The sequence below is a fragment of the Bifidobacterium sp. LH_743 genome (assembly GCF_056355775.1).
On sequence record NZ_JBKESZ010000004.1, the window covers coordinates 180,693 to 206,159 of the forward strand.

Below are 25,467 nucleotides of genomic sequence, written 5' to 3' on the forward strand. Positions count from 1 at the left end.
GACACGAAATGACCCTCAAGACCCTCGAAATCAAACCCCTCGTCCCCAACGCCAAAATCACCCGCGCCCACCCCACGGATGCCGGACTCGACCTGCACTGCGTCGAAGACTTCCACATCGACGGGCTCAACCGCATCACGGTCGGAACAGGCATCGCCATCAACCTCCCCGAAGGATACATGGCACGCGTCTGCCCACGCTCCGGACTCGCCAAAAACTACGGCATCGACATCCTCGGCGGCATCATCGACGCCGGATACCAAGGCGAAATCAAAGTCATCCTCCACAACACGTCCACCAGCCGCGTCAACTTCCACGGCGGAGACAGAATCGCCCAACTTGTCATCAGCCCAATCGAAACCCCGAAAATCCGCCGCGTCGTCACCTTCAAAGACATAACCGAACGCAGCAAAGACGGATTCGGCTCCACAGGACGATAACCATGTACCAGCTCATCATCGACAACGCAATCATCGCCACCTATAGCACGTACCCACTCAAACAGGCCGTAGCTCTTGCAAACAGTGAGCGCAAGACGGTTGCCATTTGGGAGCCGGATGAAGGCGAAACGGTACTCACGGTCTATCCGGCATAAGGAAGGAGCCTCAAATGCAGACATTAAGCCCAAAACAACATGAAATGTTAGGAAAGATACACCAAGAGGGCGGCTGGTATCCGGCTGTCATTAACCAGACAAGCAAAGCGCTCCTACGTAAGGGGCTTATTCGCCAATTCGATGACCGTTTCGACATCACCGAAGAAGGTACGGGTCTGCTAATGGAACTGACTGAAAACACTACGTGGATTGCAAGCGTATGGGAGCAAGGCTATGCGGCGGGTTGGAAGGACAACGAACTCGACTTGCCGAAACATCATACGGAGAACCCATACGAAGGAGCGTCAAATGACTGACAACATCAATCCCGACCATTACAAGACTGGCCCATTTGAGTGCATCCAGTTGACTTCACTGCTTTCATCCGACTGGGGCAACGTAGTCAAATACGCTTACCGGTGGCAACACAAAAACGGTTTGGAAGACCTGAAGAAAGCAGACTGGTATATCAACCATGCGCTTGAGCATAATATCCCGTTCTTCGCCGCATGGAACAAGGAACACGAGGACATGATCGAACAGAGTGCGATTGAATTCCTCGAAACCTTGTATGGGGCTGACTGGGCTGGTCTGGCACTGTTCTGGAACGCCCTGAAATGGGGGTATTTCACGGATGCTCGCGAAACTCTCGAAGACAAAATCGCACAGGTTGAAAAGGAAGGTGAGTGATGGCTACCAGTGATGTGATTGATGTCAAGGTGCTTGCAAATCAGCTCAAGAAGGCGCGGATTCTTGAGAATGACTGCCTGAATCAGCTTATCAAAGCCGAGCCTGAGATGGATGGTATCTACCGTGACGCGCAAGGCCGCTTGTGGATTCGCTGTTTCAAGAGATGGAGACAATTGATTATCGCTGTGCGCGACCGAGAATTCGGTTTTGATTCCTATTGGAGTTGGAAGCAGCTTGTGAGGAAGTCCATAGATGATGACGCACTGCCGTTTAGTTTCGTCGCGCCGATCACTGACGAAGAGGTGAATTTCTGATGGATGTTGAAGACGTGCTCATGCGGGTGATTATGGTGCTCATGGCTGTAGCTGTAGCGTTTCTTATCGGCTTTCTCGTCTGGGGTATCACCTATGAGGCTACGAATGATACGGGTTTTCAGATGGAGACTGTGAAGACCGGTGATGTGACTTGGGCTTGTTTGAAACATAACGGCGAATATATCGGATGCAACACGGTGGAGGAATACAAGTGACTGGCGCAAGAGATTGGAATGGTTACGTCATCTGGCCGCAGGGTGATACGGGACGGCACACATGCCGAGTGTATAAGACGCTTGGTGAAGCGTTGGATGCGGCGCAGTCAAGCGCCGACTTCCATCACAGGCCGTATGAGATTCGCACCACCTATGAGAGTCCGGCGCGGGTTCTCGAAACCGTCAAGCCAAGGAGATGCAAATGAGCGAGAAATTACAAGCAGGTACGAGTAGGTACGAGCATGTACGAGTAGGTACGACTGGTGTCACATTCCATTTGACGGCGTTTGACCATCAAGAGGAACTTGCGATCGCATATGTGAACGTGCCTATCTATGCGAGCAATGGGAACATGATAGGCAATGAATCCAAAGGGCTTGTTTCCGCTACCGTGCCCGACGATTTTACAGAGAAGGTCAAGCAGGCGTTCCAAGTGTTCGCTGACACGTTGCAAGCATCGTTCAGGGAGGAAGAAAACGATGATAAGCATTAATTTCAAGAGCATGTCGTACTTGTATGCGAACGCGGACGCTAACGTTTCATCGGTAACTTTCAATGAAAGCGAATTGGACAGCGTATACGAGCAAGTGAAAGACATGTATGAGAGAAAACATCGTCCTGACATGCCATCCGAACCGGGCTGGTACGTCACACAGGACGGGGAAGACCTGTTGAGCTATGACGGGGATGCTTGGCATATCCACAACGTCACTTGTGAGACTCAACTGTTCGCTGACGGGGATTTGGACACGACGGATTGGAATGTGGTCAAACGCACTTTCGACACTGACTCATTCCCACTGATTCCGGTCAAACTCAAGGATACCGCGCTTGCGGAACGACGGTTGAGGAATCTCGTCAACCATTTGAACGAGATCATCAGGCTACGCACGATACTGCTGAAAGAACCGAACGAGAGTGAGCTTGTGAGCGCCATCAACCGTGAGGGACTCACTGTTGTACAAGACATACTCACACGATTGGAAAGCGGACGGTACGACCATGACTAACGTGCATGAACACATTACCGAATGGAAGCATTTATTGCCATCATCTCTCGTGGGTAAGCGTGCGATAGCCACCACGAAAGAAGGAACCACGATTGACGGATACCTCCAAGCGATCACTTCGACCGTCAAGAACAATGGCGGATGCATGACGCAACTGTTCTTCGAGGGAGTGTTCCAACCGGTCATCATCAGTCTCAACGGCGGCATGAACCAACTATGCGGCGCGTGCGATTCGATACTTATACTCAACGAGGTGAAATCATGAACGATCTTGACAAGCGTATCTGCGAATACGTGAAGTGGCTGGATGAAAAATATGACGCCGCCATCAAGTCTAAGGAAACCTACACCAACTACGAATACGACGATGGACTTAGCGACGCTTACGACCTAGCGCGGGGAGCGTTCACGCGCATCTTCGACGTAAAGGACGAATGATGTTCGGTCGTAAGAAGAAGCCCCAGCCCAAGAGTTATCTTCGATGCCCCTACTGCGGTGACGCGCCGATAATTGTCACCGGCAAATGCACGTATCACAATCCACGTCATACCGTCTACCGGTACGAGTGCGTATTGAAGTGTCTTCAAGGCGAGGTCTGTCTGACTGCCGAAGATGCGTTCAACTCGTGGATACGCACTGTCGCACGCTATTACGACGCCGAGAGTGCGATAAGACAATTCTGCGAGCAGAAGAAGGATGAATGATGTGCGTGAGACTCGGCTTCATTAAACCCGGTTATGCAGAGGTCTACTGCGCCCATTGCGGTTATTGCATCGGATATGTCCACCGCGAAGAGGTGATCGTGTCCACGAACCTCGATACCGGGCGGCAAACCACTGTGAACAGGTGGTTTCCGGAAACGAATGATGGCGACGCATGGAGCAGGGCGCATGGCGGCGGCTTCGCGGATAGGACCGATGAAGAATCCAATCGACTGTTCACGTCCGGCTGGGCCACTCGCGGTGAGGCTGTGAGAATGCTCAAATGCTTGGACTGCGAGGAGAAGACAACATGAGTCTGGCTGATGTTTGCTGGAATATTTCAAGCGTGTTCATCGTCATCACCTTGGGAGTGATAGCGATACTCTGCGTACTCACGCTATTAGGCGTGTTCGTATGCATCTTCGACCATGACGATAAGAACGATAAGAGCAGTAAGGAATAACAATGGCGACGAACGTGACTGAGAAGGATAAGACATTGCATGAGGTCATCGACTGGCTTCGTGGTCAGAGAGATGAAGAGTACAGGTTTTTCAATGAAGCGACACGTACTGAGGGTGTGGCCGAAAGTGAGATCGATGGGTGCATGATACGAGCGCAAGTTTTTGCGAGGTGCGTCGATCATTGCAAGTCGATGCTCGGCTATAGCGGTTCGATGCCTGACGAGGTGCCTAACCAAAGCGAGGATGCGAAATGCTGATCGGACACACGGTAATCAAGTCGGAACACTACTCGGTGCTCGTCGCATACTACTGGATGCTGTTCTTCTACAAAGCCTGTGTCATCGACCCTGACGGACACATATCATCCACGTATGCGTTTCGCTGGAAAAGCTTGAGGAACAAGTCTTTTCAACTGGCGAAAGTCGTTTTGCACGGTCTGGAATGCTGTTATAGCACCCTACCCGACTTTGTTGAAAGCGAGGATGCAAAATGAATCGCATCGAAGTCACTGATGAAATGGTGGAACGCGCCGATAAGTTTTTTGATGACACGTCCGATGATTACGACACCACAAACGGCAATGGATGGTGCGAGGTCCCAGCCGACGAACTCGTCTCTCTCATCGACGTAAGGCAATTGCTTGAATACGCGCTGAACGGAGACGCTGATGACGATTGACGAATTACATGACTACTGCCGGTACCTCTTCGACAAGAGCCGATTGTATGGCGTGTCGGATTTTTTCGGCAAAGGCTACGAGTGCGCTCTTGCACAAGTCATGTACAGGTGCGACCACGGATTATCCGAAGAAGACCTCAAGGATATAGCCGACTGGCGGGAAAAACATTGGAAGGACGAGAAATGAAAATTAATTTCAACAAAGACACTTTTACGATCAAGGCCGAATCGGAAGAGGAAGCCGTCGAGCTACGCAAAAACGTCATCGACTTGGCAAAGCTCGTCGCCCTGTATCTCGGTGGTGAACTGGACTATGTGAAGGTTGAGAAGAATTGAGTAATGCTCTCATATTCCTAGCCGTGATAGTCGGGGGAGCGCTCACCTGCATGACATTCGCACTCCTTACGGCGGAAATCATGTGCAAACTGGAAGACAAGGACAAGAAATGAGCGACGATCATCACAGTGCGCCGGAAGTCTGCAATGAACTCATGTACTGTCTCGACTGCAATCACTGGTTTTACAGTGACATCATGCTAGGCATTGGAGGGCTCGCATGGTATCCATGCACGCGGTTCACCGCATGGCTATTTCACCATCGCGCGTATCGGTCAATCATCAACCAAATGCGAGAGGATACGAAATGAGTATCGCAGAGGATGAAGCGTGCGCATACGTTAATGATGCGCCGAAGACAGTCGGATTCCTCAAGGAACCTAATGCGTATGTTGCCGGTCGTACCGCACCACCCACCGAAGCCGAGATCGAAGCGTGCATCCGATACTTGCGTGATTCAGCCGGTAATTTCGGAATGATGCGATTGACACGACACCAATTCCGCAAACTCGCCAAAGGCATACTGAACACTGCACGAAGGACGGTGACGGATGATTAAACACAATCTAATACCAGTCTGCACGAAATTCACTGGTGATGGCGTGCATGTCGAGAATGATTCCAAACTCATCGACCATCTGGATGACGGTTGGAAAATCATCAACGTGACAGCGGCAACGCCATTGGAATTAAACCATGAGGCCGTCGTGCTTTACGTGATCGGAAAGGAGACGGAATGAGCGTGGACAAAATCGACAGGATTCTGAACATCATCAAAAACGTGAGCTACGCGCTTAACATGATCGCGATGCTCGTACTCATCCTCATGTTCGACAAATACTTGTGGAAGGCGGTTGATTGAATGGGCACATACGGCACTCACATCCGCCAACGCGTCCTCGAATTGGACGAGCAGGGCTTCGACATCGATGAGATAAGCCGACTATTGGGCATCGACAGGATGCTCGTACTCGGAATCGAATCGCACAGAATCCAATCCGACGATCATAACCATGAGGACGTGGAGCAACCCACGCTAATCTAACCTCCATACTATAATCGTAAAGGTCGCCCAACGGTTGCAATCATTAGGGTTGAGGCAACAGTCCAACATACCCAGTCAACCGTATTCAAGGAGCCGACCTTTGACGGAAACCACATGCGCGACATGCTGGAAACCCACCGACAGCAAACACATTCTCTGCGCATCCTGCGAAACACAACTCACCTTCGACCTGCAATGGTTCGAAAACCATCTGCAAGACCTCGAATGGCGAGCCAACCGCATGGACAAGACCGGAAACAACGGGGGAGGCGGACACGGTGGACTCGCCTCCTCCCCGGCACCATTACGCGAAGCAACATTCGAACTCATCGAAGGCAACGGAATGGACGACATTCCAAGCCTGCGTGACATCATCGTCGAATACGCGCGATGCCTGAACCTGCCCGCAGTCAAGGACCGTCAACTCGAAACGTTCGTCAGACTCATCCGACTGTCCGACAAGCGCAAGACCAGTCCCGCGACGCCAACCTACGCGAAGCTCATCAACCGCATCCGACGCAAGGCGCAGGAAATCCTCGACTACACGCTCGAAGACCAGATCATCGTCGGCGAATGCCCCACCAGCGACTGCCACCACGTCGTGAAAGTCGTCCCCAACGCCACATTCGCACCGAAATGCCCCGACTGCGGTCAAGTGTATCCGGTCGCCGCAATCCGCGAGAACAGGCGACGCAAACTCCTATCCACGCACATCACCGGCACGCAGACCGAAATCCGCAAACTCCTACTGCAATGCGGAATCATCGTCAAACCCGGCACCATGCGCAGTTGGGTAAGCAGGGGAGAACTCAAACCCGTCAAACCCGTCAAGGACACGCGCAGGCAACGCTACCAGTTGGCCGACGTGTACAAACTCGCCGTCCGAAACCCCGAAAAGGAAACCAACATTTGGATGCTCCTACAGGAGGAACAATCATGAACATCGACTTATCCAACCCCGGTTACGCGGAAAAACTCAACGAACTAGGCTTCGAATACTCGCACACCGACCATGACCGGGACGTCATCGTCTACGTGCATGAAGACCCGCAATTCACAGGCACGACATACAGCGACATGTGGAAGGACATGGAATGCGTCATCGACTTCGCCGACGCGAACGGCATGGACCCGCTCTCGTTCACGTTCAAGAACCTTCGCAACGGCGTCAGCCAGACCATTCAGGCAGACTATCTCTGCAAAGTGGACAAGGTGTGCAGATGAGCATCATCACCATCACCGACGACAACGGCCATACGGACACCTACCACGTTGACGGCAAGATCACCCACCGCATCGACCAATTCCACTCGCATGGCATGTTCGGCATCAACTTCAACGAACACAGGCGACTCCACACAATCCAATTCACCACAGGCAAGGAGGAATGATGCAGGACGTCATTGTCGCCGCACGGTTGAACGTAGACAACATCGGCAAACGGGTAACTATCCTCGACAGTGAGGACAAGCCCATCATCGCAGGCGTATTGGAAGGATTCGAAGCCAAACAAACCTACTACTTGGACAGTCTCGGAATCCGACCGGCAGATAGCCGCAGCGGGATACCCCAAATACCGTCGAAACGGTTGTGTGACATCAAACTCCAACTCAAACTTGCCACATGCGACACCGTCACCATCAGAATCAGAGACACCGACAACATCATGATCGAGGACGCATGAAAGTCTACATCGTCACTGGCGATACGACTCAAAAATACTACGATTACGACGGCTACGGCGAATACGTGTACCTGCTGGGAGTCTATTCGACATTGGAACCGGCTGAGAAGCTAAAGAAACAGCTTGAACACATGAACATTCCATCGTGCATCACAGAAGCCACTGTTGACTCGCAATGCAGCAAATTCCTAGGAGGATACGCGGAATGACTGAACCAACCACTAAAACACTGCTTTTCCGCGTCCTCATGGTGGAATCGCCGGAACTGTTCGACGGCACCGATGACGAACCCATGGAAGTTACCGACTGGCATTACCACGAATACGTGCCCGCAGCTTGCGAAACATGCGGTGACGACCCTGAAACGCTGACCATCTCATATCGGACCCGCACAGGCAAAGAAAATGCCGAAATCTATTGGTACTTCGGCCTACCGCAAGTATTGGAAGCCTTGGATAAGTGGGATGAACTCTACAGCATGAGGAAAACAAAGAAGGATGCGCAGTGAGCAAGATCAAGAATCGTAACCGGATGAAGAGTACAACGTTCGCATTGCCGAAGGAACGCAAGTATCCTATCCCGGACGCATCGCACGCGCGTAACGCTCTCGCGCGTGTAGCCCAAAACGGCACACCCAGTGAGAAGCGGCGAGTCAGAGCGGCAGTACACCGGAAATTCCCATCCATCAAAATCAGCGGAAGGTGAGTATGTCATGAGACTAAACGATTGGCCTTCGGGAAAAACAGGCATCAGCACAAGAGAACTGATGATGCGAGTGTTGCACGTCAAATCACCGGAACTATTCGACGGGTCGATTGAGGAACCAGTCAAAATCACCGACTGCGATTACAATGAGCAACACATATGCGATTACGGGACATGTGACTGGCCCGACCAACTGACCATCCGCTATCAGACGCGCGGCGGAATGGAAAGAGAAAAATTCTACGACTACTTCGGACTAGCCGAAGTGCTCGAAGCATTAAACAAGTGGGATGCGCAACACGACGAGACAGTGAGTGAGGACGCATGAAATGGTTTACCGCTGACCTGCATTTCGCACACCCGTTCGTGGCCGCACTGCGAGGGTATGCGCGTGACGGGTATGCGCGTGACGAGTCAATCAAACAACAGGCCGAACGTGACGGGAAACAGCTCAAGGATTGCGTTGACTGGCGTAAACATGATGCCGACGTGATTGACGGCATCAACCGGTATGTCGGCGCGGATGACGAACTCTACGTTTTGGGCGATATTAGTTCCGGCAGTACTTGGAGCGTCGATCAGGCGATAATGCGCATCCAGAATCTGAGCGTTCCACGCAAACGTCGTCACTTGATTCTCGGCAACCACGAACTGCATTCCTCCGCAAGCACGCTCGAAAAACTGGCAAGCGTGTTCGGGGAAGTCGGCAGAGTCGGCATAACCGAAATCAGAGACGGGTGGGGGAATAATCCGCATACGGTGCTGCTCAGTCACTTCCAGTGGCGAGAGGACTTCACGCAAGCGACACCCTTGTGTTCCGTCTCGACTAATTGGAACGCGCCGGAACTGGCCGAATACGCGATACCACGCATGAAAGATACGCTGCTCCTGCACGGGCACACGCACGCGCATGACCCGCTAGAGTTCGGCAAACACCGTAATGAGATCAACGTCGGATTGGAAGCATGGTACATGGAGCCAGTCAACGAAGCCGACCTAGTGGACAATTGGCTGCACGCGGCAACTAAGTATAGCCTAAAAACGATTAAGCGACACTTAATCCGTTAAATGTCGCTAAGAGTGGTCTACAACAACCTCAAATACAGTTAAAGCCCGCTCCAAAACAGGGACGGGCTTTAACAGTTTCCAAAACGGAAACAAACAGATTCAAATCCACGCGCCCAAGATTGAGCTTGGGGTATCTCAACCGGACACTCGACATTCCGGTGCGACAAAACCAGTGTATCACACGCTCCGCAATTCGGAAACCGTGTCACCCGTATAAGGGTCAATATCCTCAACACGCACCATGTCAGACGGATGACCATACTTCAACGCTTCAGACTTACTGCACAATTCACGAGTGCTGAAATCAAACCTTTCCGTATGCAACCATTCGCGCGCGTCATCCAAACTCGTGAAACGCACGGAATAGCCGGGTTCCCCAACATTTTTGTATGTGATACCGTAAATGCAACCATACTTCTTGAAATACGTTTCAGGCTTCATTTTTTACTCCTTTGTTAAATCAACATTGACTCATCAACAAAAACGACAGGCAACAGCCCGGTAAAACAGACGATAGGAACTAGTCCTTATCATCCTCCAAAAGCTTACGAGGATTAGACACGTGCAACGCCTTACACAAACGATAAGCAGTATCCAAACTCATACCGCCAATCCGCTTGCTGCCACGCTCATAATTCGCAATGGACACGTAAGACATTCCAGCCTTCTCAGCCAGACCGCGCTGGGATAAGCCACGTTCCATTCGCAATTCACGCAACCCCATTAGCATCCCCTTTAACATCAGAGTCAGACTCAAGAAGCTTGAAAGGATTCTTCACATGCAAGGTATCGCAGATGCGAATCGCAACATCAAGACTCATGCCACTAACCTTACGTTGGCCGGTCTCGAACGCGCCAACTCGCTGCTGAGTAAGCCCTGCCTTGTCGGCGAGCTGCTGTTGTGTCATGCCGCGCTTCAATCTGAGTTCCCTCAAACCCATGTCAGTATCCTTCCGTGAGAAAATCCACAGGGTCGCATTGCAATGCTTCAGACAATCGTAACGCCGTCCGCAAATACATTTGCGAAACCGGACGACCATTCGTCTCAAAACGAGAGATCGCGGGACGTGCGATACCGCTCAATCCGGCCAGTTCCACTTGCGTCAGCTTGCGGGCTTTGCGGATGTTCTTCAATCCGACGACGCCAGCGGACACGCCGCCACGCCACACGTGCTCGTCGGGATACAGGTCCAACACGTTGCAGTGTAGCGCCTGAGCCAATTTCGCAGCCGTCCCAAGATACATGTTGCGAGCCTCATCGGCACGATTCTCGTACACCCATAGGCGCGTGTAATCCACGCCGGTCAACGCATCCAACTGCTGCAACGTCAAACCATTACGCTCACGCAGCTCACGCAATCCCATAACAGCTCCCTCCCGGATTAAAAACACCATAGCATCGGCGGTGAAACGACACCGCCGACACTCAATCAACCCAATCAGTATCCCAATCCAACATGTCCACAGGAACCATGCAGCCACCGGAACACTGAACATACAGCCAATTCGAATAGCCCATGCGGGCCGCACGCACGCCACGCACCCACTCACGCATCCACTCCCACAGGAGCGACACCGTGGAACGACGACGCCAAAACGACCTGCCGGACGAATAATCAAACCCCTCATACTCGGCGATAGGGGAGAAGGTCAGATGGTTACGCATCAGAACACCTCGTATTCATCCAAAAGCTGCTTCAACTGACGGCACAGCGTCGCCTTCGAATCCGGAAGACGATACTGCCACGAATCAAGCAACTGCGAATCATTTATGTCATACATGCCCTCGCCGTACTTGTCGGTGATGATGTACGCCTCCATGTATCCATTCGACACGCCAAATTCAAGCCGTTCCGGACGCAAGTCCACAGGCTTCGACAGCCACTCCAAGTCATCCAACTCATACGAGAGTGGTAGCTTCTCCAACTCGTAATAATCGTCGTGGAATCCCGGAATCACGTCACCTTCAAGCGCATGGTCATGGAACCGTCCAAGCTTTTCGCCGGTCGAAGCCAGATGCAGATTGACGGCATCAATCCATGGCTGACCATCCTTCCTTCTCACATCACTGATTAGCATGAAATGACATCCCTCATTCCCATACTGTGAATAGTTCTCAAGCGACGTATTGATGGTATATATACGGTATGTGCGGCCGTCGCGACAAAACTTTTCCGTCGAGATGACGATGCCCGTATTCGCGTCTATCGTTTCCAGCCTGTCCCATACAGAATCGCCGGTATCATAGTTGACAAGCATCGCATTAAGCTCGACGACACTATTCGTGCCGTAGTCATAACCCTTCACAATCATTTCTTTTCCTCCTTGGTCCAAGGGATAATCTGATGCAGCAGATACGCCGCAGTGGTCAACTGGTCGTAAGCGGCCAGAATGTAAGCCGAATCGGGAGCCTTCCCAGACCCCAATCCGGACAGCAGTCGAACAGCGTCAACGGCCTTGTTGGCCGCATTTGCGCACACATCCGAATCATGAGCGTCCATCACAGATACCCATCCTCGTCAGCGTTCGTCCACCAGACGCAATCAAGCTCGAAATCGATGCTCGATTCGTATTGCTCGCCAATCTCGACAGGAGTCAAGCCGCCCAGCACTTCGGTGGTGAAATCCCAATAATCGTCGGAATGCGAATTGTCATGCAGCATGAAAACCTGCTCACACCAGCCCGGCAATGCAGACCAGAATTCCTTCCAATCCTTTTCGGAAACGTATTCACCCATTCCGTTGATACGGTAGACACCCTCGTAAGGCTTGAAACGTTCCCTGACGAACTTACGCAGCCCATCATCCGCCATCGTCTCAATGGCATCCACGACAGCCTCGCCGATCGGCTCACCCAACGGCATGGCCTTCAACTCTTCAACGGTAATCATCATTCTTTCCTTTCATTCAGCAGCAGAACTCATCCGTGAGTTCCACAAGATTCTTCAGACTCAACCGCATGAGACGCGATCTCAATCCGACATTGTTGCGTTCCAGACGGTCCACCATGATGAGCCGCGCGGAACCGCCATCCGTGACATCGCAGACGGTCGGATACATGCCGCAGACAGCCGCCGCATTGACCTCATTCCGATATGATTCAGCCTCAGCCTGAGACCTGTGACGGCGCACCTTAAGCGCGCCGCCCACATATTCCACAGTCCACAACAGCGCCATGTCAGTCAGCCTCCCTTGCATAATCGCGCAAGCATTGAGCCTTGCTATCGGCCTTAAGCCCAGCCTGCCTGAAAAACTCACGGATATGACGCCACGTCGTGTTAGACAAGTCAGCCGGATGCCGATGAATCCAGAAGACACTCCCAACCTCACCATTGGAAGTGAGATACAGGGTCACAATCGGCGTCTCATACGATGTCAGAGTCACGCCAGCGCCGGAATCGTCACCCATGAATGTGACGCGAGCCTTGCCATAGAACGACTTGGCTGAATCATGTTCAGGACGCAACTCAAACTCTTTATCATCCAACAGTGGAAACGACATGATAGAATCTCCCTTGCAATTAGTGGTGAATATTGATTGCATGGCCGGTCGCAGTCCTACCTGAGACCGGCACTTTCATTTCCTGATGTCGGCAAGCTTCCCGCCGACAATCGCCCAACCGACGAGCGGATAGCCATCGGTCTCAAAATCACTGTTCGGATAATCAGCCGGGTCGGCCTCATCATCGAAAACCGTGACCACCGCGAACACGTCCCAACCCTCAGCCTTGACGTTCGCCAACAGGTCGTCATCATCCATATCATCGAACCGTTCGAAGCAATTATCCCCGCCCGGACGGGTATGGAACTCCCAGCCGCCATCCCTAGTAAGACGGGTGTCGGCGAACACGGCCCTCATATTCTTGGCATCCCAGCCAATCCATTCAGGAGCCCATACGCCGTCAACGTGATTGCCGTCAACGTCATACACCCAATCGAACTCGAACCCACTCATTTCAAAACCTCCTTGGTTGGTATCTCGAATCTCCTGAGACGTTCCGGCAACGGAATATCAAGCAGATAGCACGCCTCATAAGCGGTGCGGTCATCATCGGCGGAATCGGACGGGTAGAAACCCCAGCATGGCTCATACCGGTCATCCTCTACCCAGTCGCGCACGAGATTGGCGCCATCGTTCACCCGCGTCACCATGCGTTCCGCCCGGACGCCCCACACGTCACCCTCGAACCACTGTTGCAACACCTTGAAATCGGAATGCGCATCAATGCAATAGTCGGGATTCGTCGCAACGAACACCTCACACCATTCACTCTGCGTAGACCCGTGCAAAGTGCCGATATACGTGCTCCAATTCTTCCGCCCGTAATGCTTGGTCAACAGGTCTCCCGGGTCCAATCCATAGTCCCGCGCACGCGTCAACAATGCGGCCCCGGCATCATCGATATGATTCAGCCTGTAGTCGCCCTCCAAAACGACAAACACCATATCGTCGGTATCCACGTCAGCCAGATAGCAACGCGAACCAACATCAGGCGCGAACACCAGACGTTCATACGACGTCAAATCGATGACGCTCTCCTCATTGAGCAACAGCATCCCAAAACCTCCGATCTTGATTGTTGCTACAGTTCCGTGCCGCCCCACGACAGCACCTTGCTGCCGTCAACCAGCACGTAAGACTCACCCATGCGATTGCCGACAGCATTGCCGCGCCACTCGCAGATACGCTCATAGCCGTCATCCGTACTGCCGTCCTCCATCTCGCACTGCGGAATATCAGACAGAGACCGGTAGCTAGCCAAATCAGCCTGACCATAGTCAGCCGTCGCATACTCGCCCAACCACCAAGACCACTGCTGTTCAGGCGTCCCATGAGGGTCAGCAACCGGCCTAGGATTACAGATTGGCGAACACGCCACAGTAAGAGACGTGGCGCAGACGGCCAGAGCAACGGCCAATTTCACACTCTTACGCATGTCAGTCAGCCTCCTCAACAGAGTCGGCCTTGACGGCGGCAACCAGCTCATCCAACAATTCGTCTGTTAGATTCACGCCCTCGTAATCAGCCTCGCCGGTCTCATCCCATTTCACGTAAACGTCGTCCATATCAACGTCGTCAACGTCATGGTTCAACGAATACGAATACCAGATGTCGGAAAACGTCTGATGTTTCCACTCATCCTCAACCGTATTCCAGATGTCGTCATCCAACACCGGATAGTCGGCCATGCGCATTTCAAGAGCGCACACCACCACACCGGCCGTGGTCAGCACGCCGCCGCGCACGCAAACCACATCCCATCCAAGACCGCTATTCGTGTAATCGCCGTCGCCAAACTCGTACAGTTCCGTCTCGGCCACACGACTATTGGCCTCCTGAACCGGGGACTCGAACGACGGATAGAAACTCCGCCAGTTCCGCAACGTCCATAACGTGACCTCATCATCGCGTTCGCCGTTCTCATCCAAGTCGCGCGTCTCGGTCCAATTCTGCCAAACGTAATGTTCTTTCAGCCAGTCAACGCACTCGCCATAATCGAACGACGTATGCGGACCGATAGCATCCCACACGTATTCAAGTTTTTCCATCATGCCGGAATCAACGTCCCCAACCGGGGTGAACCTAGGCATGTGAAACTCTGTCATATAATCCATTTCGATTACCCACTTTCAGAATCAAGAATTTTCAAACCACCGCAAGGGCGCTAACGCGCCCCGCACCATATGGCGCTACTCTTGCGACAGTGACACCACAGTCACGCGCACGCCGTCAACCAGATAGTCGGCAATGCACAGTGATACAATGGTTCCGTCGCAAGGTTCGATAACGCCATAGGCGTTGAGCAAACGGATATTAGAGGTATCCATCTGTTACCCCCTTGCGGTTGGTTTTGATACCCCGCCATAATCGGCGGGGTAATCCCCAACGGAATTGTCGGGAACGCGCACGGGTAGGGGATTGCACCCTACAGAACTCACTAGAGCCGTGCCATAGCCCACAAAGGGGCTACAAGGTCAGATAAGTTTCAGGAACGAACGCGGCATCACGCGCTCGAAATGGTAGAAATCGTAAACGTCGCCGTTGTGCGACGTCATGGTGAATCCGTTCGCAGTGAAAATATCGATAATCGTTTCCATGCCGCACGCATTCGCGTTCATTTCCCAGCCATACGCGCACTGCCTAAGCCCGTACAGCGTCCTATCGGACCCGTTGCGTGGAATCGACGCATACGTGTGCTTGAATCCACGCCACATTAGGAACGTCTGCCACAACGGCAACTCACGCATGGCCGTATCGACAGCGGCCGAACGTTTGTCATACCCACAACCGGACGCATGGCCGGTACCAAGGTCACGCCTGACACACCACCCCGCGTCGTACAGCCTAGCGTCAACACTTGCGGTAGGGCACATACCCCATGTGGCACTACGCCGCCATTCCACGCTGATATCCACAGACAGCACAAGTTTTTTCGACATTTCAATTACTCCCTTTTTAGCAGTTGGTTACATTAATTTTGGTAGTGGTCGGCAATTCTCTTTTTAAGTTCAGCCAACGTGCGCGCCTTGATTTGCACACCACGTTTCCCGTCTCGCCATTCTTCGTCGAAAACGTAGTTCCCGCCCCAATCGGGCTTGAATTTCACCACGTCGCCCATTCGTTTTCCGTCAACCGTCGCGTAACGGAAATATCCGTCGTCAACGGTGTTGCTATATCCACGCGGCATTGCGGTCAGGCTCCGAACTTTCACGATTTTGACAGTCATTTTCAAACCTCCGTTTGTTTGTTGGTTACAACATATGTGAGTTGGATACATTTGTAAAGCCGGGCGTGTCATACACGCGTGAATCCAGTTTCCTCTTTACCCGTGTGATTGTCCCGCACTTTCAACGACACCGCGATAGGGTCCTCATTAAACAAGTCGGTAAAGTCGAGCGTGTCATAGACGAACAGTGCCGACGCCCGGAACCCGTGCCCTTCAGGCGATATGCCCGAAACGCTGACCCCGTAGCCGTCTTGGAATGAAATACGGTAAATTGCGATCTTCTTTTTCTTTTCACCTTCGGGTACGAAAAACGTGTCGTCGCAAAGTTCCCTTACGTTCTGTTCAATCATTTCAAGCAATGACTGATAGGCGCGACGCAAACGGTGGTCGAGTTTCTCGCCTACGCCCTTGGTGCGAATGCAAGTGTTTTCGTTGAGCGCGATACCCTCGCTATTCTTATGTTGAGCGTTGACGGATTCAAGCGTGTATGCGATATCCACACCAATGTAAAGATTGTTAATCGTAATCATAATAAGCCCCCTTAAGGTCTAATGTCAGTTGATTAACTACGCGCTACCCCGTGGAATTGCACCACGGCTAAGCACTAGCGATAGCAAATACGGGGATAGAATCAACTACCCCCGAAAAAAGTTTTTAAGCTTAAGTATTTTTGTTGTCATGGCCACTTACACCATGTCGTTAGGATTACTTGCTATGTCCCCCTATCACCTTAGATAGTGCTACTCAATCCGCAGTGAGCGCTACGCGCAAACCGCAGAAAAAGTACTTTTTCCGACATGCAAGCAAGCTAGGGACGCAACAGTTAAACACCATTGCGCTAGCGTCTATCGAGTTCCAACCTCGATAGCCACGTGACACCACGCGCCACGCCTAGCCGTCCTCTTGGGATTAAGCGCCACGAATGACACTCAAAACACGACACCTCTAACAAACTTGCAAAACACTAAACCCCCCACCACGGGACAGTTAAGCCTATGCTTAACAATCGGCGGCAAAAAATATTTGCCGCTCGAGTTAGCACCTTGGAAATTCGTTAGCATGTCGTTGGACTGCTAACACTTTTTTCGATTATCAAAAATCCCTGAACCCACGTCACGACGGCTAGTTAGCCGTCAAACACGCATGGAAAAACAGTGAGTTTAGATTAAGTGTTTCGCCTCAATCCCGTGGGCTAGGCCATCCGTTCCGTGGTATCGGCGGCAATGGTCTGCGCTTGACACTCTCAAACGTATCGGCTATGGCATAGGCCATAACAGCTCACGTTTCCAGTGGCGTGCGGAACAATCGCGGTTGCCGGTTTGCGGTTGCTAGCCGTGCGCCGGGCTTACGTCCTTGATTGTTTTGTGTTCAGTTCTCAAACTCTTAACCCGCGCTACAGTTTCAGACCTTGCGGCCTGTCCCCGGTAGCGGGATTAACCCCCACTATACACACCCATTAGACTAGCGTCAAACCAATAAAATAGACCACGCGGAAACGTTGAAATGACGCCATTATGTCGGCGTGTCACAACACGGTACGGGGGTAAAGAAAACGAAAAAAGAGCATGAGTAGCACAAGAAAAAATAAAGTCAAGCAGACACGCGGGAAATGATCTAAAAAATCGAAAAAAAATAATCGCAAGGTGCATATATAGAAACAAGGTATAAACGCAATGACGCGTACATACAAACGTTCGAACGAACGTTTGTGCTATCGAACAAACGTGCAACCGGGGCCGGGGGAGGGCCCCCCGGGCCTGCGTCCCCCGGCCGTCGGGTCAATGGTAAAAAAAGTGCGTGCCCTTCTGAAAAGTCCGCGCATGAAACGTGACATTGCAACGACGATGTTGCGTCACCGATGAAATCCTCTTCATGATACCATGCGACACGCCGTGTTTTTCGCCGATTCTACTGCAACCTTGCTGCAACCTTGGATGTGAGTATGCTTACGCATGTCGGAATGAATTTTGAAGGACGCGGGGTGTCCTATGGTTTGTCATTCCGGCAGCGGTTCGGTGGTGCTCCTTGTCTCTTGGTGAAGGATTCCGACCGTTGGGACGCTTGTGTGTTCATAAGGGGCACCACTAGGGACAGTTGGCTGAGTCTGGTTTAAGGCAGTCGCTTCGAAAGCGACCGACTCTGACGGGTCCGGGAGTTCGAATCTCTCACTGTCCGCAGATGGCATCTTCCTAGGTAAGGTGCGATTCGGTTTCAAGTTCAATGCGAGAGGCTTGTTGGTACCGCCGTTTGATCTCGCACATGGTTCCTGTTGTCCTGTTGGTGGACGTGCTCGTGTGGTGTTCTGGCTCTCTTGTCCATGCGGGTTTGTGCGTCGGTTCGATTCCGGCTGGGGACCCTTTGAGGGTGGATAAATCCCGGAATATAGTGTGTTGCGTTTGGATTGTCCGTGAGATTTCGTCCATCCTCGTTTATTTGTCCGGTCTCTCCCGGGTGGGTCTATATGGCTTGCTCATTTTTTGGGGGCTGGTTTTGCAATCCTGTTGGCGCGGCTCTTTGGAGTGTGTCGGGTTCGATTCCCGTGGGTTGCTCATATGGCATTGGTGCAACTGGATAGCATGGCGGTCTCCAAAACCGTCGATGTCGGTTCGAGTCCGACATGCTGTGCTTAGCCTACCCACGGGTTGTGGGAAAGGTCTTCGGAGTCGTTCTTGCGGGCGGCTCTAGTTTTTAGCTGACCCACCTCCTCTAGTAGGAATCCACGAATGGGTGACTAATGTAATTCCCCGTCAAACTAATGCAAAACTAATGTAATCACATCTGGATTGTGTGAAAAATTGCATTAGTGGGAACTGGTGGGATTGCTTGAGACCCTAGTGGGAAGTAGTGGGGACAGTCTCCTGAGTCGCTGCGGCGGCTCTTGCCTTGCTTCGGTGGCGGAATGGTAGACGCGGCGCACTCAAAATGCGTTGCCTTGCGGCGTGAGGGTTCGACTCCCTCCCGGAGCACTGAGGAGTGTCGATGACTAACGATTGGAACAAGTCGCATCGTAAGGAGCGGTTCAATCCCGGGTGGGAGCGTACCCGTCGTGAGGTGTTGGACTTTTACGGTTGGCGTTGCCAGTATCCGGTGGTTGGTGATGATGGCGTGCTGCGTCCGTGTGGCGCTCATGCGAATGAGGTTGACCATATCGTTCGTGCTGAGGATGGTCGTCCTGATGATGATTCTTGGGATAATCTTCAGGTTCTTTGTCGTGCGCATCATGCGTATAAGACTGGTTTGGAGTCTGCTGACGTGCGGCGGAGGAAGAGGGCTGAGCGTGAGGAGGCTCGTTGGTACAGGCATCCGGCGTTCGGTTAGCCGAGGGTGAGTGCAGTGTGAATGGGTGTGATAATCCGGTTCATGCTCATGGGATGTGTCGTTCGCATTATGATCGTTGGCGGCGTAGTGGCACTGGTGCCCGTAAGCGTCGTATGAGTCGTGCGTGTTTGGCGTGCGGCTCTTTTTTTGAGACCGAGCGTAGGGATAAGGCTTTCTGTTCCGCTCGTTGTCGTAAGCGTTTCCAGCGTTTGAAGGCTGAGGGTGCGGCTCCTAATAGGACTCCGCAGCCGTTGAAGTCGGTGTTGTGGGAGCCTCGTTCGAATGCTCGTGTGGAGCGGCGGGGGAGTGTTCCTACTGGTTTTTGGACTGCTGAGGATGAGTGGAACGCGTGTTCTCATACGTGTCCGGTTTGTGGGTTGCCGCTTGACCGGTCGGTGGATGTTTTGAGTGATGATTTTCCGGTTGGCGCTTGGCGTGTGCCGTTGGAGCAGGGTGGTGAGAACTCTTTGGCTAATCGGATTGTCGTCCATCGCAGGTGCGCGTAGTGCCGTAACGGGCTTCGCGCTTGTCGTCCCGTAATGGGGCTTTGCGGGGAGTGATGTTATGGGCAGGAAGACGGCTGATTCTGGTAATCAGGTTTTGGAGATTCCTGATGGGAAGCTGGGGCCTGATTTGCCTCCGGCGAACCAGATTTTCCCCAAGGGTGGGGAGTGGCTGCCGTTGGTTGTTCATTGGTATGAGGAGTATCGGCGTAGTCCGAATGCTTCGATGTTGCGTTCAGCTCCTTCCTGGATGGCCGTCCAGTTGGGTTTCGCGACGATTAATGAGATGCTTTCGACTCGTCGTTATGCGACGTTGATGCCGGTAGTGCGTCAGTTGTTTGACGAGTTGGGTTGGACTCCGGCTTCGATGCGTGCGTTGAAGTTCGATGTGCCGGAGGCTGACGACCATGCGGCTTCCGATGGTTCGAATCATGCGGTGATTCAGGATATCGATGCTTGGCGTCGCAAGATCGAGGCGGCTGGCTGACATGCATCTGATGATTCCTAACCTGACTTATGAGGATAGGCGTAGGAGTCTCGGACGTTTGGCGTTGTGGTGGGTTGAGACGTTCAGCATCATCGGTCGTGGTGATGCCATCAACAAGCCTGTCACGCATAGTCCGGAGTACATCCAGTTTTATTTGAACGCTTATGCGTTGAGGCCGAATGGCCGTCGTAGGTTCAATCGTGTGAGCCTGTGGCGTCCGAAGGGCTGCAACAAGAGTGGTTTGGGTAATGACATCGCCTTGTTCGAGGCTTTTGGCCCGTGTCGTTTCGACCATTGGGCGAAGGCCGGTGAGACGTACACGTTTCTTGGTCAGACCTACTATTATCTGCCGGGCGAGCCTGTTGGCCGTCCGATTCAGAATCCTGAGATTCTTTGTCTTGCCACGTCCGAGGACCAGTCGGGCAATATCTTCGATTCGATTTACTACAACTGCATGTATGGCCCGTTGGCCCAGTTGCAGGGTTTCGGCATGGAGGTCACGAAGACCCGTATCGGCCTGCCGGAGGGTGGGGAGATTATTCCTTCGACTTCTGGTGACGCGTCGAAGGATGGTGGTCTTGAGACTTTCGCGTTGATGGATGAGACGCATTTGTATACGCTGCCGAAGCATCATTCGATGTATAAGACGGTTCAGCGTAATCTTCCGAAGCGTTCTTTGAACGCGGACCCTTGGGTGTTGGAGATGACGACGTATTTCCGTCCGGGTCAGAACAGTGTGGCGGAGAACACGTTGAAGATCGCGGAGGATATTCAGTCTGGCCGTTCGAAGCATTACAAGGGCTTGTATTTCGATTATCGGTATTCGACTCTTCCCATTGAGGATTTCTCGAATGAGAAGAAGCTTGAGCACGCGTTGTATGAGTCGTATGGTTCCGCCGCGCATTCGGATGACGGTAGGGATTACATCATTCTTCCTGATGGGCGTATCGAGCCTGTTGATGCGGATGGGTATTCGGTCGAGGGTTTTTCGCTTCGTGATGAGGGTGTGGAGCCGGGGCCGTCTAAGGATGGCTGGGTTGACATTCATGGTCTGATGGGGCAGATTTACCAGCCTGATTCGGACCCGAATGATTCGATTCGATACTATTTGAACTCTCGCGCGTCGAGTGAGGATTCGTGGCTTACGGAGCCTGCCATCCAGTCTCATCTGGCTTATAGGAATGAGTATGGTGTGGCTGTTGGCTCGTCCGCTCGTCTGGATGAGGTTTGGAAGACTTTCATCGACGAGGATGAGGAGATAACGCTTGGCTTCGATGGGTCGATTCGTAATGATTCGACCGCGTTGGTGGGCTGTCGCGTGTCGGATGGGCTGCTGTTTCTTATCAAGTTGCAGCAGCGTCCTGATAACGCGGACCCTGATTGGCGTGTTGACCGTGATGGTTTCGATGCCGCCGTGCGTCGCATGTTCGAGAATTACAATGTCATCGGCTGTTTCGCCGATGCGCATTTCTTCGAGTCGATGATTGGCGGCTGGGAGGCTGAGTATGGGCGTGGCATGAAGGTGTATGCCCGTGGTCAGTCTTCGATGATGAAGTTTTGGACGAATAACTGGTCGCAGGATATGTATCGTGCGTTGCAGTGCGCTCATTCGTCGTTTGAGTATGCTCCCGAGCCTGTCGAGGAGGGGGAGCCTGACCCGAACAATATTCTGTTGTGCGCGGACCCGAGGCTTGTGTCGCATTTCCGTAATGCGAAGCGGCGTGAGAAGAGCTGGGGTTATCAGATTCATAAGGAGACTCCGAAGTCTCCGCACAAGATTGACGCGTGCATGGCGGGCGTGCTGGCTTACGCGGCGCGTGAGAAGTATCTGGGCCAGTTCGAGGAGGAGACGCCGCAGCGGGTCATGCCGCAGCGTGTCTGGTGATTTTTTGGGGTGTTCGTATGGCTTCCACCACATCTTCTAGTTTGCAGAGTCTTATCCCCGGTGATGACGAGCCGGGTGGGGATGGTCTTGCGTTGACGCGTCTTGCGACGCGCTTGCAGAACCGTATTCCCGATCTGTGCGTGTTGAAGACGTTCTATGACGGGCGCGAGACGGTTCCGTTGCAGTCCGTGCCGAAGTCGGCGACCACCACGGCCAGTGCCGTGTACAGGCGTTTCGTGGATATCTGCCCGTTGAATCTGGCGCATACGATTGCGGATGCGGTCATCACGTCGCAGCATCCCACGGGATTCCGTTTGGTCGCGGACAAGACGATGCGCAGCACCGAGGCGGATGACATGTGGGACAAGTGCGGCATGGATGTCCGCGCTTTGAACATGTTCATGGATGCGGCCATCTACGGGTCCGCGTATGCGATGGTGCTGGGCAAGGAGAATCCTTCGTATATCCAGCGTCTGAGTCCTTGGAGCACGGTCATTTCCGATGACAAGGATTCCGCCGTCGTGTATGGCTGGTCCGAGGACGAGCAGGTCGAGCGTCTGACCTTGTACCGCATCATCCGCAATGATGATGGTGAGATTCAGAAGATTTACTCTCGTACCGCGAAGCATGAGGTCAAGGCCCGCACTTTGCCGTCCGATTCGGTTGATGATGAGGATACCGTGTATGGGCTTGCGAATGATGATTCGCAGAAGCGTCCGGCGTTCGAATCGCAGTTCGAATGGGAGGAGCCCGCTCAGGATGATTGGGATTTCGCCGAGAAGTGCGGTTGTCTTCCCATCGTCCAGTTGACCACGCCTAATGGGAAGGGCCAGTTCGAGGCTTCTTTGAAGACGTTGAGGTCGATTGACCAGCAGCGTTTCCAACGGTTCTGCATTCAGGAGATGCAGGCGTTCAAGCAGCGTTGGGTGTCGGGCGACATGCCTGAGTATTACCAGAAGAACGACCCTGCGGTGAAGGCCGGTAAGGCTCAGGCGGGCGACAAGATTGATTATTCGGAACTGTTCGAGATGGGTCCTGCGGCGTTGTGGCTGCTTCCCGCCGATGCGAAGATCGGCGAGTCGTCCATCACGGATATCACGCCGATTGTGAACGCGGCGGCGAGTGATGTGAAGCTTCTCGCAGGTGCGACCGGCACGCCGTTGTCGATTCTTTCGCCTGATGTGGCTGGTTCCGCAGAGGGTGCGAAGCTGACGACCCGTATGCTGCGGTTGAAGGTCCGCGACATGAACATGAGGGCGAACGACGCGTTCGTGCTCCTGTTGAAGATGGCGTTGACCGCTTCGGGCAGCAATGCGGCGGAGGAGCGTTTCGAGACGACTTGGGAGCCGTTGGAGCTGCCTTCGGAGTTGGAGCAGTGTCAGGCGGCGGCTCAGGTGAAGGGCATTCTTCCGTTGAAGACCATCGCACGCCGTTACCTGCATATGACGGAGACTGAGATTTCGGAGATGGTTCAGGATGCTCAGGATACGAGTTTCCTGAATGCCATGGCGCAGCAGAACGCCGCTTTGGAGTCTTCGGCGAAGCAGACTAACGATACGATGAACGGTTCGTACTTGGGTGACGAGTCCGGTTTGGATTCGTTCGCGTCCGATTCGGGTTCGATGGGGTCGGATGATTCGTTCCCTGATTCCTCCGATGATTCGTATGGTTCCACCGGTGGCGGTGAGATCTGATGGCCGATAGTGCGTTGGCTGCCGTTCAGGCGTTGGATGACCAGCGGGTGAAACTGGTGGACGAGTTCGTCCGCAGGGCTTGGAGCATGTGGCGCAGTCTGACCCCTTCCGACTGGTGGAATGATGCCGTCGCCGAGGGTGCTGCCGCGTATGTGACGCAGCAGCATATCGCGTTCGTGAAGGCGATGAGGCAGCAGGGCATCTCGTATGCGGATACGATGCTGCGCCTGTCGGGCGTGAACGGTTTGGGGGAGATTCCCCAGTATGAGGTGGTGCGTGACAATACGGACCCGTGGCAGGTTGCCATGAGGGTTGCGGACACGTATCGGACTCAGGCCGTGAAGAATCCGGAGATTCGCCCGTTGACGTGGGATGAGATATTGAAGGATGCCGATCAGGCTGCGGCGAACCATGTGAAGGCGTGGATGATGGCCGCGAAAATCCAGTTGGAGACGAACGCGGTCACTGACGGGTATGTGGCTCAGAATCGTGCCATCCAGTCGCGTTACAGGAGTTCGGGTGTCACGCGGTATCGTCGTGTGATTCATCCTGAACTGTCCAAGACGGGTTCTTGCGGCCTGTGTGTCGTGGCTGCGACGAACACGTTCACGAGGGCTGATTTGATGCCTATGCACCACAACTGTTTCCCCGCATGGGTGCCTGTAATGTCACCAACTGGGATACGTGCCGCCGATACTAGGGAATATAGGGGAGTCATCGTCGATGTGCAGGCTAAGAGCGGAGGCCGCTTCTCCGTTACCCCAAATCATCCTATACTCACCACGAATGGATGGGTCAAGGCTGGCCTGCTGAAAGTAGGAGATAGCCTTCTTCGCTACCGCAGTGACGCTCCAAGGGTATTCAGTGATACACCAGACGATAAGAACTGCGAAGCTCCTATCGGCGAGGTATTTCATACGCTCTCGAAAGCTACCGGCACGGTCTCTACTAGCGTGCCAGTGTCCACCGAAGATTTCCACGGCGATGGTGTCCTCGATACAGATGTCGATGTTGTATTTTCCGACAGCCTTCTGGGGTGTGACGGAGAACCCTTGATTCTGAATCTCCCGAGCAAGAGCAAGCTCCTGCTCAGTGGCAGCGGTGAGGTTTCTTTGCCTTGTAATGGCACCCTTGCAGAGAATCGACATGGGCATGGGCTTTCCTTTGACGGCATCATGAGCCTTTCGGGTAAGTTCCCTTCGCCCTTCTGGGGTAGTGTTTTTCATTCGGACTTTGGCTGCGGTGTGAACCGCACCCCGATTGTTGGACTGAAGAAATTCAGATTCAATGATCGGAGGTGCGGTTCTTTCGTATGCGCGAGGATCGAAGGAAACACTACGACGACGGGTT

Annotated in this window: 53 protein-coding genes and 3 tRNA genes; 38 read left to right on the plus strand and 18 right to left on the minus strand. The window is 53.0% G+C overall.

Going from position 1 to position 25,467, the window contains the following annotated elements:
- Positions 1 to 8: 8 nt before the first annotated feature.
- The 30 genes from dut (at position 9) to AC1ATL_RS07280 (ending at position 9,503) form a co-directional block, all read left to right on the plus strand.
- Positions 9 to 440, plus strand: coding sequence for a dUTP diphosphatase (gene dut / locus AC1ATL_RS07135; RefSeq protein ID WP_476569626.1), 432 nt, complete (start codon positions 9 to 11; stop codon positions 438 to 440).
- A gap of 2 nt (positions 441 to 442) precedes the next feature.
- On the plus strand, positions 443 to 595 hold the full coding sequence (locus AC1ATL_RS07140; protein WP_476569628.1) for a hypothetical protein: 153 nt from the start codon (positions 443 to 445) through the stop codon (positions 593 to 595).
- Positions 596 to 609: 14 nt separating this feature from the next.
- Positions 610 to 912, plus strand: coding sequence for a hypothetical protein (locus AC1ATL_RS07145; protein ID WP_476569630.1), 303 nt, complete (start codon positions 610 to 612; stop codon positions 910 to 912).
- Entirely contained in the window at positions 905 to 1,285 is a 381-nt protein-coding gene (locus AC1ATL_RS07150) for a DUF3310 domain-containing protein (protein ID WP_476569632.1), read from the plus strand. Before AC1ATL_RS07145 ends, AC1ATL_RS07150 begins: the two co-directional genes overlap by 8 nt.
- A complete protein-coding gene (locus AC1ATL_RS07155) occupies positions 1,285 to 1,599 on the plus strand; it encodes a hypothetical protein (protein ID WP_476569634.1) in 315 nt (104 codons plus the stop codon). Before AC1ATL_RS07150 ends, AC1ATL_RS07155 begins: the two co-directional genes overlap by 1 nt.
- Positions 1,599 to 1,814, plus strand: coding sequence for a hypothetical protein (locus AC1ATL_RS07160; RefSeq protein ID WP_476569636.1), 216 nt, complete (start codon positions 1,599 to 1,601; stop codon positions 1,812 to 1,814). The genes AC1ATL_RS07155 and AC1ATL_RS07160 overlap by 1 nt, the downstream gene beginning before the upstream one ends.
- Complete coding sequence (locus AC1ATL_RS07165) at positions 1,811 to 2,020, plus strand: hypothetical protein (RefSeq protein ID WP_476569638.1); 210 nt, start codon at positions 1,811 to 1,813, stop codon at positions 2,018 to 2,020. Before AC1ATL_RS07160 ends, AC1ATL_RS07165 begins: the two co-directional genes overlap by 4 nt.
- On the plus strand, positions 2,017 to 2,307 hold the full coding sequence (locus tag AC1ATL_RS07170; protein WP_476569640.1) for a hypothetical protein: 291 nt from the start codon (positions 2,017 to 2,019) through the stop codon (positions 2,305 to 2,307). Before AC1ATL_RS07165 ends, AC1ATL_RS07170 begins: the two co-directional genes overlap by 4 nt.
- Positions 2,308 to 2,410: 103 nt before the next feature.
- Positions 2,411 to 2,824, plus strand: coding sequence for a hypothetical protein (locus AC1ATL_RS07175; protein ID WP_476569642.1), 414 nt, complete (start codon positions 2,411 to 2,413; stop codon positions 2,822 to 2,824).
- 34 nt (positions 2,825 to 2,858) lie between these two features.
- A complete protein-coding gene (locus AC1ATL_RS07180) occupies positions 2,859 to 3,089 on the plus strand; it encodes a hypothetical protein (protein WP_476569644.1) in 231 nt (76 codons plus the stop codon).
- The gene (locus tag AC1ATL_RS07185; protein WP_476569646.1) at positions 3,086 to 3,262 is read left to right on the plus strand and encodes a hypothetical protein; all 177 of its coding nucleotides are present in this window, start codon (positions 3,086 to 3,088) and stop codon (positions 3,260 to 3,262) included. The genes AC1ATL_RS07180 and AC1ATL_RS07185 overlap by 4 nt, the downstream gene beginning before the upstream one ends.
- Positions 3,259 to 3,528 carry a hypothetical protein gene (locus AC1ATL_RS07190; protein WP_476569648.1) on the plus strand — a complete coding sequence of 90 codons (270 nt, stop codon included), beginning with the start codon at positions 3,259 to 3,261 and terminating at the stop codon, positions 3,526 to 3,528. Before AC1ATL_RS07185 ends, AC1ATL_RS07190 begins: the two co-directional genes overlap by 4 nt.
- Entirely contained in the window at positions 3,525 to 3,839 is a 315-nt protein-coding gene (locus tag AC1ATL_RS07195; protein WP_085347182.1) for a hypothetical protein, read from the plus strand. The genes AC1ATL_RS07190 and AC1ATL_RS07195 overlap by 4 nt, the downstream gene beginning before the upstream one ends.
- Positions 3,836 to 3,988, plus strand: coding sequence for a hypothetical protein (locus tag AC1ATL_RS07200; RefSeq protein WP_195262125.1), 153 nt, complete (start codon positions 3,836 to 3,838; stop codon positions 3,986 to 3,988). Before AC1ATL_RS07195 ends, AC1ATL_RS07200 begins: the two co-directional genes overlap by 4 nt.
- A gap of 2 nt (positions 3,989 to 3,990) precedes the next feature.
- Positions 3,991 to 4,245, plus strand: coding sequence for a hypothetical protein (locus AC1ATL_RS07205; RefSeq protein WP_476569651.1), 255 nt, complete (start codon positions 3,991 to 3,993; stop codon positions 4,243 to 4,245).
- Between the two features lie 232 nt (positions 4,246 to 4,477).
- Positions 4,478 to 4,666, plus strand: coding sequence for a hypothetical protein (locus tag AC1ATL_RS07210; RefSeq protein WP_476569653.1), 189 nt, complete (start codon positions 4,478 to 4,480; stop codon positions 4,664 to 4,666).
- Positions 4,656 to 4,853 (plus strand): hypothetical protein, encoded by a 198-nt coding sequence (locus AC1ATL_RS07215; protein ID WP_476569655.1) that lies wholly within the window; start codon positions 4,656 to 4,658, stop codon positions 4,851 to 4,853. Before AC1ATL_RS07210 ends, AC1ATL_RS07215 begins: the two co-directional genes overlap by 11 nt.
- Entirely contained in the window at positions 4,850 to 5,002 is a 153-nt protein-coding gene (locus tag AC1ATL_RS07220) for a hypothetical protein (RefSeq protein WP_476569657.1), read from the plus strand. The genes AC1ATL_RS07215 and AC1ATL_RS07220 overlap by 4 nt, the downstream gene beginning before the upstream one ends.
- 550 nt (positions 5,003 to 5,552) lie before the next feature.
- Positions 5,553 to 5,741, plus strand: a complete 189-nt coding sequence (locus AC1ATL_RS07225) for a hypothetical protein (protein ID WP_476569659.1) — start codon at positions 5,553 to 5,555, stop codon at positions 5,739 to 5,741.
- Positions 5,738 to 5,863, plus strand: coding sequence for a hypothetical protein (locus AC1ATL_RS07230; RefSeq protein WP_476569661.1), 126 nt, complete (start codon positions 5,738 to 5,740; stop codon positions 5,861 to 5,863). The genes AC1ATL_RS07225 and AC1ATL_RS07230 overlap by 4 nt, the downstream gene beginning before the upstream one ends.
- Positions 5,864 to 6,046 (plus strand): hypothetical protein, encoded by a 183-nt coding sequence (locus tag AC1ATL_RS07235; protein WP_476569663.1) that lies wholly within the window; start codon positions 5,864 to 5,866, stop codon positions 6,044 to 6,046. It abuts the gene before it with no gap.
- A gap of 100 nt (positions 6,047 to 6,146) precedes the next feature.
- Positions 6,147 to 6,986 (plus strand): hypothetical protein, encoded by an 840-nt coding sequence (locus AC1ATL_RS07240; protein ID WP_476569665.1) that lies wholly within the window; start codon positions 6,147 to 6,149, stop codon positions 6,984 to 6,986.
- Positions 6,983 to 7,270, plus strand: a complete 288-nt coding sequence (locus tag AC1ATL_RS07245; RefSeq protein ID WP_476569667.1) for a hypothetical protein — start codon at positions 6,983 to 6,985, stop codon at positions 7,268 to 7,270. Before AC1ATL_RS07240 ends, AC1ATL_RS07245 begins: the two co-directional genes overlap by 4 nt.
- Positions 7,267 to 7,437: a hypothetical protein gene (locus AC1ATL_RS07250; RefSeq protein ID WP_476569669.1), complete on the plus strand. Its 171-nt coding sequence runs from the start codon at positions 7,267 to 7,269 to the stop codon at positions 7,435 to 7,437. The genes AC1ATL_RS07245 and AC1ATL_RS07250 overlap by 4 nt, the downstream gene beginning before the upstream one ends.
- Complete coding sequence (locus tag AC1ATL_RS07255) at positions 7,437 to 7,730, plus strand: hypothetical protein (RefSeq protein ID WP_476569671.1); 294 nt, start codon at positions 7,437 to 7,439, stop codon at positions 7,728 to 7,730. The genes AC1ATL_RS07250 and AC1ATL_RS07255 overlap by 1 nt, the downstream gene beginning before the upstream one ends.
- Positions 7,727 to 7,939: a DUF7336 domain-containing protein gene (locus tag AC1ATL_RS07260; protein WP_476569673.1), complete on the plus strand. Its 213-nt coding sequence runs from the start codon at positions 7,727 to 7,729 to the stop codon at positions 7,937 to 7,939. Before AC1ATL_RS07255 ends, AC1ATL_RS07260 begins: the two co-directional genes overlap by 4 nt.
- Positions 7,936 to 8,238 (plus strand): hypothetical protein, encoded by a 303-nt coding sequence (locus AC1ATL_RS07265; RefSeq protein ID WP_476569675.1) that lies wholly within the window; start codon positions 7,936 to 7,938, stop codon positions 8,236 to 8,238. Before AC1ATL_RS07260 ends, AC1ATL_RS07265 begins: the two co-directional genes overlap by 4 nt.
- Before the next feature lie 23 nt (positions 8,239 to 8,261).
- The gene (locus AC1ATL_RS07270; RefSeq protein WP_476569722.1) at positions 8,262 to 8,435 is read left to right on the plus strand and encodes a DUF6582 domain-containing protein; all 174 of its coding nucleotides are present in this window, start codon (positions 8,262 to 8,264) and stop codon (positions 8,433 to 8,435) included.
- A 7-nt stretch (positions 8,436 to 8,442) separates the two neighbouring features.
- Entirely contained in the window at positions 8,443 to 8,763 is a 321-nt protein-coding gene (locus tag AC1ATL_RS07275; RefSeq protein ID WP_476569677.1) for a hypothetical protein, read from the plus strand.
- Complete coding sequence (locus AC1ATL_RS07280) at positions 8,760 to 9,503, plus strand: metallophosphoesterase (RefSeq protein WP_476569679.1); 744 nt, start codon at positions 8,760 to 8,762, stop codon at positions 9,501 to 9,503. Before AC1ATL_RS07275 ends, AC1ATL_RS07280 begins: the two co-directional genes overlap by 4 nt.
- Before the next feature lie 177 nt (positions 9,504 to 9,680).
- Here AC1ATL_RS07280 and AC1ATL_RS07285 read toward each other — a convergent pair whose 3' ends face one another.
- The 18 genes from AC1ATL_RS07285 to AC1ATL_RS07370 form a co-directional block, all read right to left on the minus strand.
- Complete coding sequence (locus tag AC1ATL_RS07285; RefSeq protein WP_476569681.1) at positions 9,681 to 9,944, minus strand: hypothetical protein; 264 nt, start codon at positions 9,942 to 9,944, stop codon at positions 9,681 to 9,683.
- 79 nt (positions 9,945 to 10,023) lie between these two features.
- Positions 10,024 to 10,227 carry a helix-turn-helix domain-containing protein gene (locus AC1ATL_RS07290; RefSeq protein WP_476569683.1) on the minus strand — a complete coding sequence of 68 codons (204 nt, stop codon included), beginning with the start codon at positions 10,225 to 10,227 and terminating at the stop codon, positions 10,024 to 10,026.
- Positions 10,214 to 10,444 carry a helix-turn-helix transcriptional regulator gene (locus AC1ATL_RS07295; RefSeq protein ID WP_476569685.1) on the minus strand — a complete coding sequence of 77 codons (231 nt, stop codon included), beginning with the start codon at positions 10,442 to 10,444 and terminating at the stop codon, positions 10,214 to 10,216. Before AC1ATL_RS07295 ends, AC1ATL_RS07290 begins: the two co-directional genes overlap by 14 nt.
- 1 nt (position 10,445) lies before the next feature.
- On the minus strand, positions 10,446 to 10,868 hold the full coding sequence (locus tag AC1ATL_RS07300; protein ID WP_476569687.1) for a helix-turn-helix domain-containing protein: 423 nt from the start codon (positions 10,866 to 10,868) through the stop codon (positions 10,446 to 10,448).
- Between the two features lie 61 nt (positions 10,869 to 10,929).
- The gene (locus AC1ATL_RS07305) at positions 10,930 to 11,169 is read right to left on the minus strand and encodes a hypothetical protein (protein WP_476569689.1); all 240 of its coding nucleotides are present in this window, start codon (positions 11,167 to 11,169) and stop codon (positions 10,930 to 10,932) included.
- Positions 11,169 to 11,816: a hypothetical protein gene (locus AC1ATL_RS07310; RefSeq protein WP_476569691.1), complete on the minus strand. Its 648-nt coding sequence runs from the start codon at positions 11,814 to 11,816 to the stop codon at positions 11,169 to 11,171. Before AC1ATL_RS07310 ends, AC1ATL_RS07305 begins: the two co-directional genes overlap by 1 nt.
- The gene (locus AC1ATL_RS07315; protein ID WP_476569693.1) at positions 11,813 to 12,004 is read right to left on the minus strand and encodes a hypothetical protein; all 192 of its coding nucleotides are present in this window, start codon (positions 12,002 to 12,004) and stop codon (positions 11,813 to 11,815) included. Before AC1ATL_RS07315 ends, AC1ATL_RS07310 begins: the two co-directional genes overlap by 4 nt.
- The gene (locus AC1ATL_RS07320) at positions 12,004 to 12,396 is read right to left on the minus strand and encodes a hypothetical protein (RefSeq protein ID WP_476569695.1); all 393 of its coding nucleotides are present in this window, start codon (positions 12,394 to 12,396) and stop codon (positions 12,004 to 12,006) included. Before AC1ATL_RS07320 ends, AC1ATL_RS07315 begins: the two co-directional genes overlap by 1 nt.
- 13 nt (positions 12,397 to 12,409) lie before the next feature.
- Positions 12,410 to 12,679 (minus strand): hypothetical protein, encoded by a 270-nt coding sequence (locus tag AC1ATL_RS07325; protein ID WP_476569697.1) that lies wholly within the window; start codon positions 12,677 to 12,679, stop codon positions 12,410 to 12,412.
- Between the two features lies 1 nt (position 12,680).
- Positions 12,681 to 13,004, minus strand: coding sequence for a DUF8033 domain-containing protein (locus AC1ATL_RS07330; RefSeq protein WP_476569699.1), 324 nt, complete (start codon positions 13,002 to 13,004; stop codon positions 12,681 to 12,683).
- A gap of 75 nt (positions 13,005 to 13,079) precedes the next feature.
- On the minus strand, positions 13,080 to 13,457 hold the full coding sequence (locus AC1ATL_RS07335; protein WP_476569701.1) for a hypothetical protein: 378 nt from the start codon (positions 13,455 to 13,457) through the stop codon (positions 13,080 to 13,082).
- On the minus strand, positions 13,454 to 14,059 hold the full coding sequence (locus tag AC1ATL_RS07340; RefSeq protein ID WP_476569703.1) for a hypothetical protein: 606 nt from the start codon (positions 14,057 to 14,059) through the stop codon (positions 13,454 to 13,456). Before AC1ATL_RS07340 ends, AC1ATL_RS07335 begins: the two co-directional genes overlap by 4 nt.
- Positions 14,060 to 14,085: 26 nt before the next feature.
- The gene (locus tag AC1ATL_RS07345; RefSeq protein WP_476569705.1) at positions 14,086 to 14,304 is read right to left on the minus strand and encodes a hypothetical protein; all 219 of its coding nucleotides are present in this window, start codon (positions 14,302 to 14,304) and stop codon (positions 14,086 to 14,088) included.
- 136 nt (positions 14,305 to 14,440) lie between these two features.
- A complete protein-coding gene (locus tag AC1ATL_RS07350; protein ID WP_476569707.1) occupies positions 14,441 to 15,094 on the minus strand; it encodes a hypothetical protein in 654 nt (217 codons plus the stop codon).
- A gap of 99 nt (positions 15,095 to 15,193) precedes the next feature.
- On the minus strand, positions 15,194 to 15,331 hold the full coding sequence (locus AC1ATL_RS07355; RefSeq protein ID WP_476569709.1) for a hypothetical protein: 138 nt from the start codon (positions 15,329 to 15,331) through the stop codon (positions 15,194 to 15,196).
- Positions 15,332 to 15,478: 147 nt separating this feature from the next.
- Positions 15,479 to 15,601 (minus strand): hypothetical protein, encoded by a 123-nt coding sequence (locus AC1ATL_RS07360; RefSeq protein ID WP_476569711.1) that lies wholly within the window; start codon positions 15,599 to 15,601, stop codon positions 15,479 to 15,481.
- 374 nt (positions 15,602 to 15,975) lie between these two features.
- On the minus strand, positions 15,976 to 16,230 hold the full coding sequence (locus AC1ATL_RS07365) for a hypothetical protein (RefSeq protein ID WP_476569712.1): 255 nt from the start codon (positions 16,228 to 16,230) through the stop codon (positions 15,976 to 15,978).
- Between the two features lie 68 nt (positions 16,231 to 16,298).
- Positions 16,299 to 16,760: a hypothetical protein gene (locus AC1ATL_RS07370; RefSeq protein ID WP_476569713.1), complete on the minus strand. Its 462-nt coding sequence runs from the start codon at positions 16,758 to 16,760 to the stop codon at positions 16,299 to 16,301.
- A gap of 1,558 nt (positions 16,761 to 18,318) precedes the next feature.
- On the opposite strand from AC1ATL_RS07370, the gene AC1ATL_RS07375 reads away from it, so the two are divergent.
- The 8 genes from AC1ATL_RS07375 to AC1ATL_RS07410 all read left to right on the plus strand — a co-directional run.
- A tRNA-Ser gene (locus tag AC1ATL_RS07375) sits at positions 18,319 to 18,405 on the plus strand.
- A 377-nt stretch (positions 18,406 to 18,782) separates the two neighbouring features.
- Positions 18,783 to 18,855: transfer RNA gene (locus AC1ATL_RS07380), tRNA-Trp, on the plus strand.
- Positions 18,856 to 19,115: 260 nt separating this feature from the next.
- A tRNA-Leu gene (locus AC1ATL_RS07385) sits at positions 19,116 to 19,196 on the plus strand.
- 13 nt (positions 19,197 to 19,209) lie between these two features.
- Positions 19,210 to 19,548, plus strand: a complete 339-nt coding sequence (locus tag AC1ATL_RS07390; protein ID WP_476569714.1) for an HNH endonuclease — start codon at positions 19,210 to 19,212, stop codon at positions 19,546 to 19,548.
- 564 nt (positions 19,549 to 20,112) lie between these two features.
- Positions 20,113 to 20,538: a phage terminase small subunit gene (locus AC1ATL_RS07395; RefSeq protein WP_476569715.1), complete on the plus strand. Its 426-nt coding sequence runs from the start codon at positions 20,113 to 20,115 to the stop codon at positions 20,536 to 20,538.
- 58 nt (positions 20,539 to 20,596) lie between these two features.
- On the plus strand, positions 20,597 to 22,423 hold the full coding sequence (locus AC1ATL_RS07400; protein WP_476569716.1) for a hypothetical protein: 1,827 nt from the start codon (positions 20,597 to 20,599) through the stop codon (positions 22,421 to 22,423).
- Positions 22,424 to 22,440: 17 nt separating this feature from the next.
- On the plus strand, positions 22,441 to 24,117 hold the full coding sequence (locus AC1ATL_RS07405; protein WP_476569717.1) for a hypothetical protein: 1,677 nt from the start codon (positions 22,441 to 22,443) through the stop codon (positions 24,115 to 24,117).
- Positions 24,117 to 25,467, plus strand: a 1,351-nt coding sequence (locus AC1ATL_RS07410; RefSeq protein WP_476569718.1) for a Hint domain-containing protein, incomplete at its 3' end; no start/stop codon positions are given. The genes AC1ATL_RS07405 and AC1ATL_RS07410, both read left to right, overlap by 1 nt.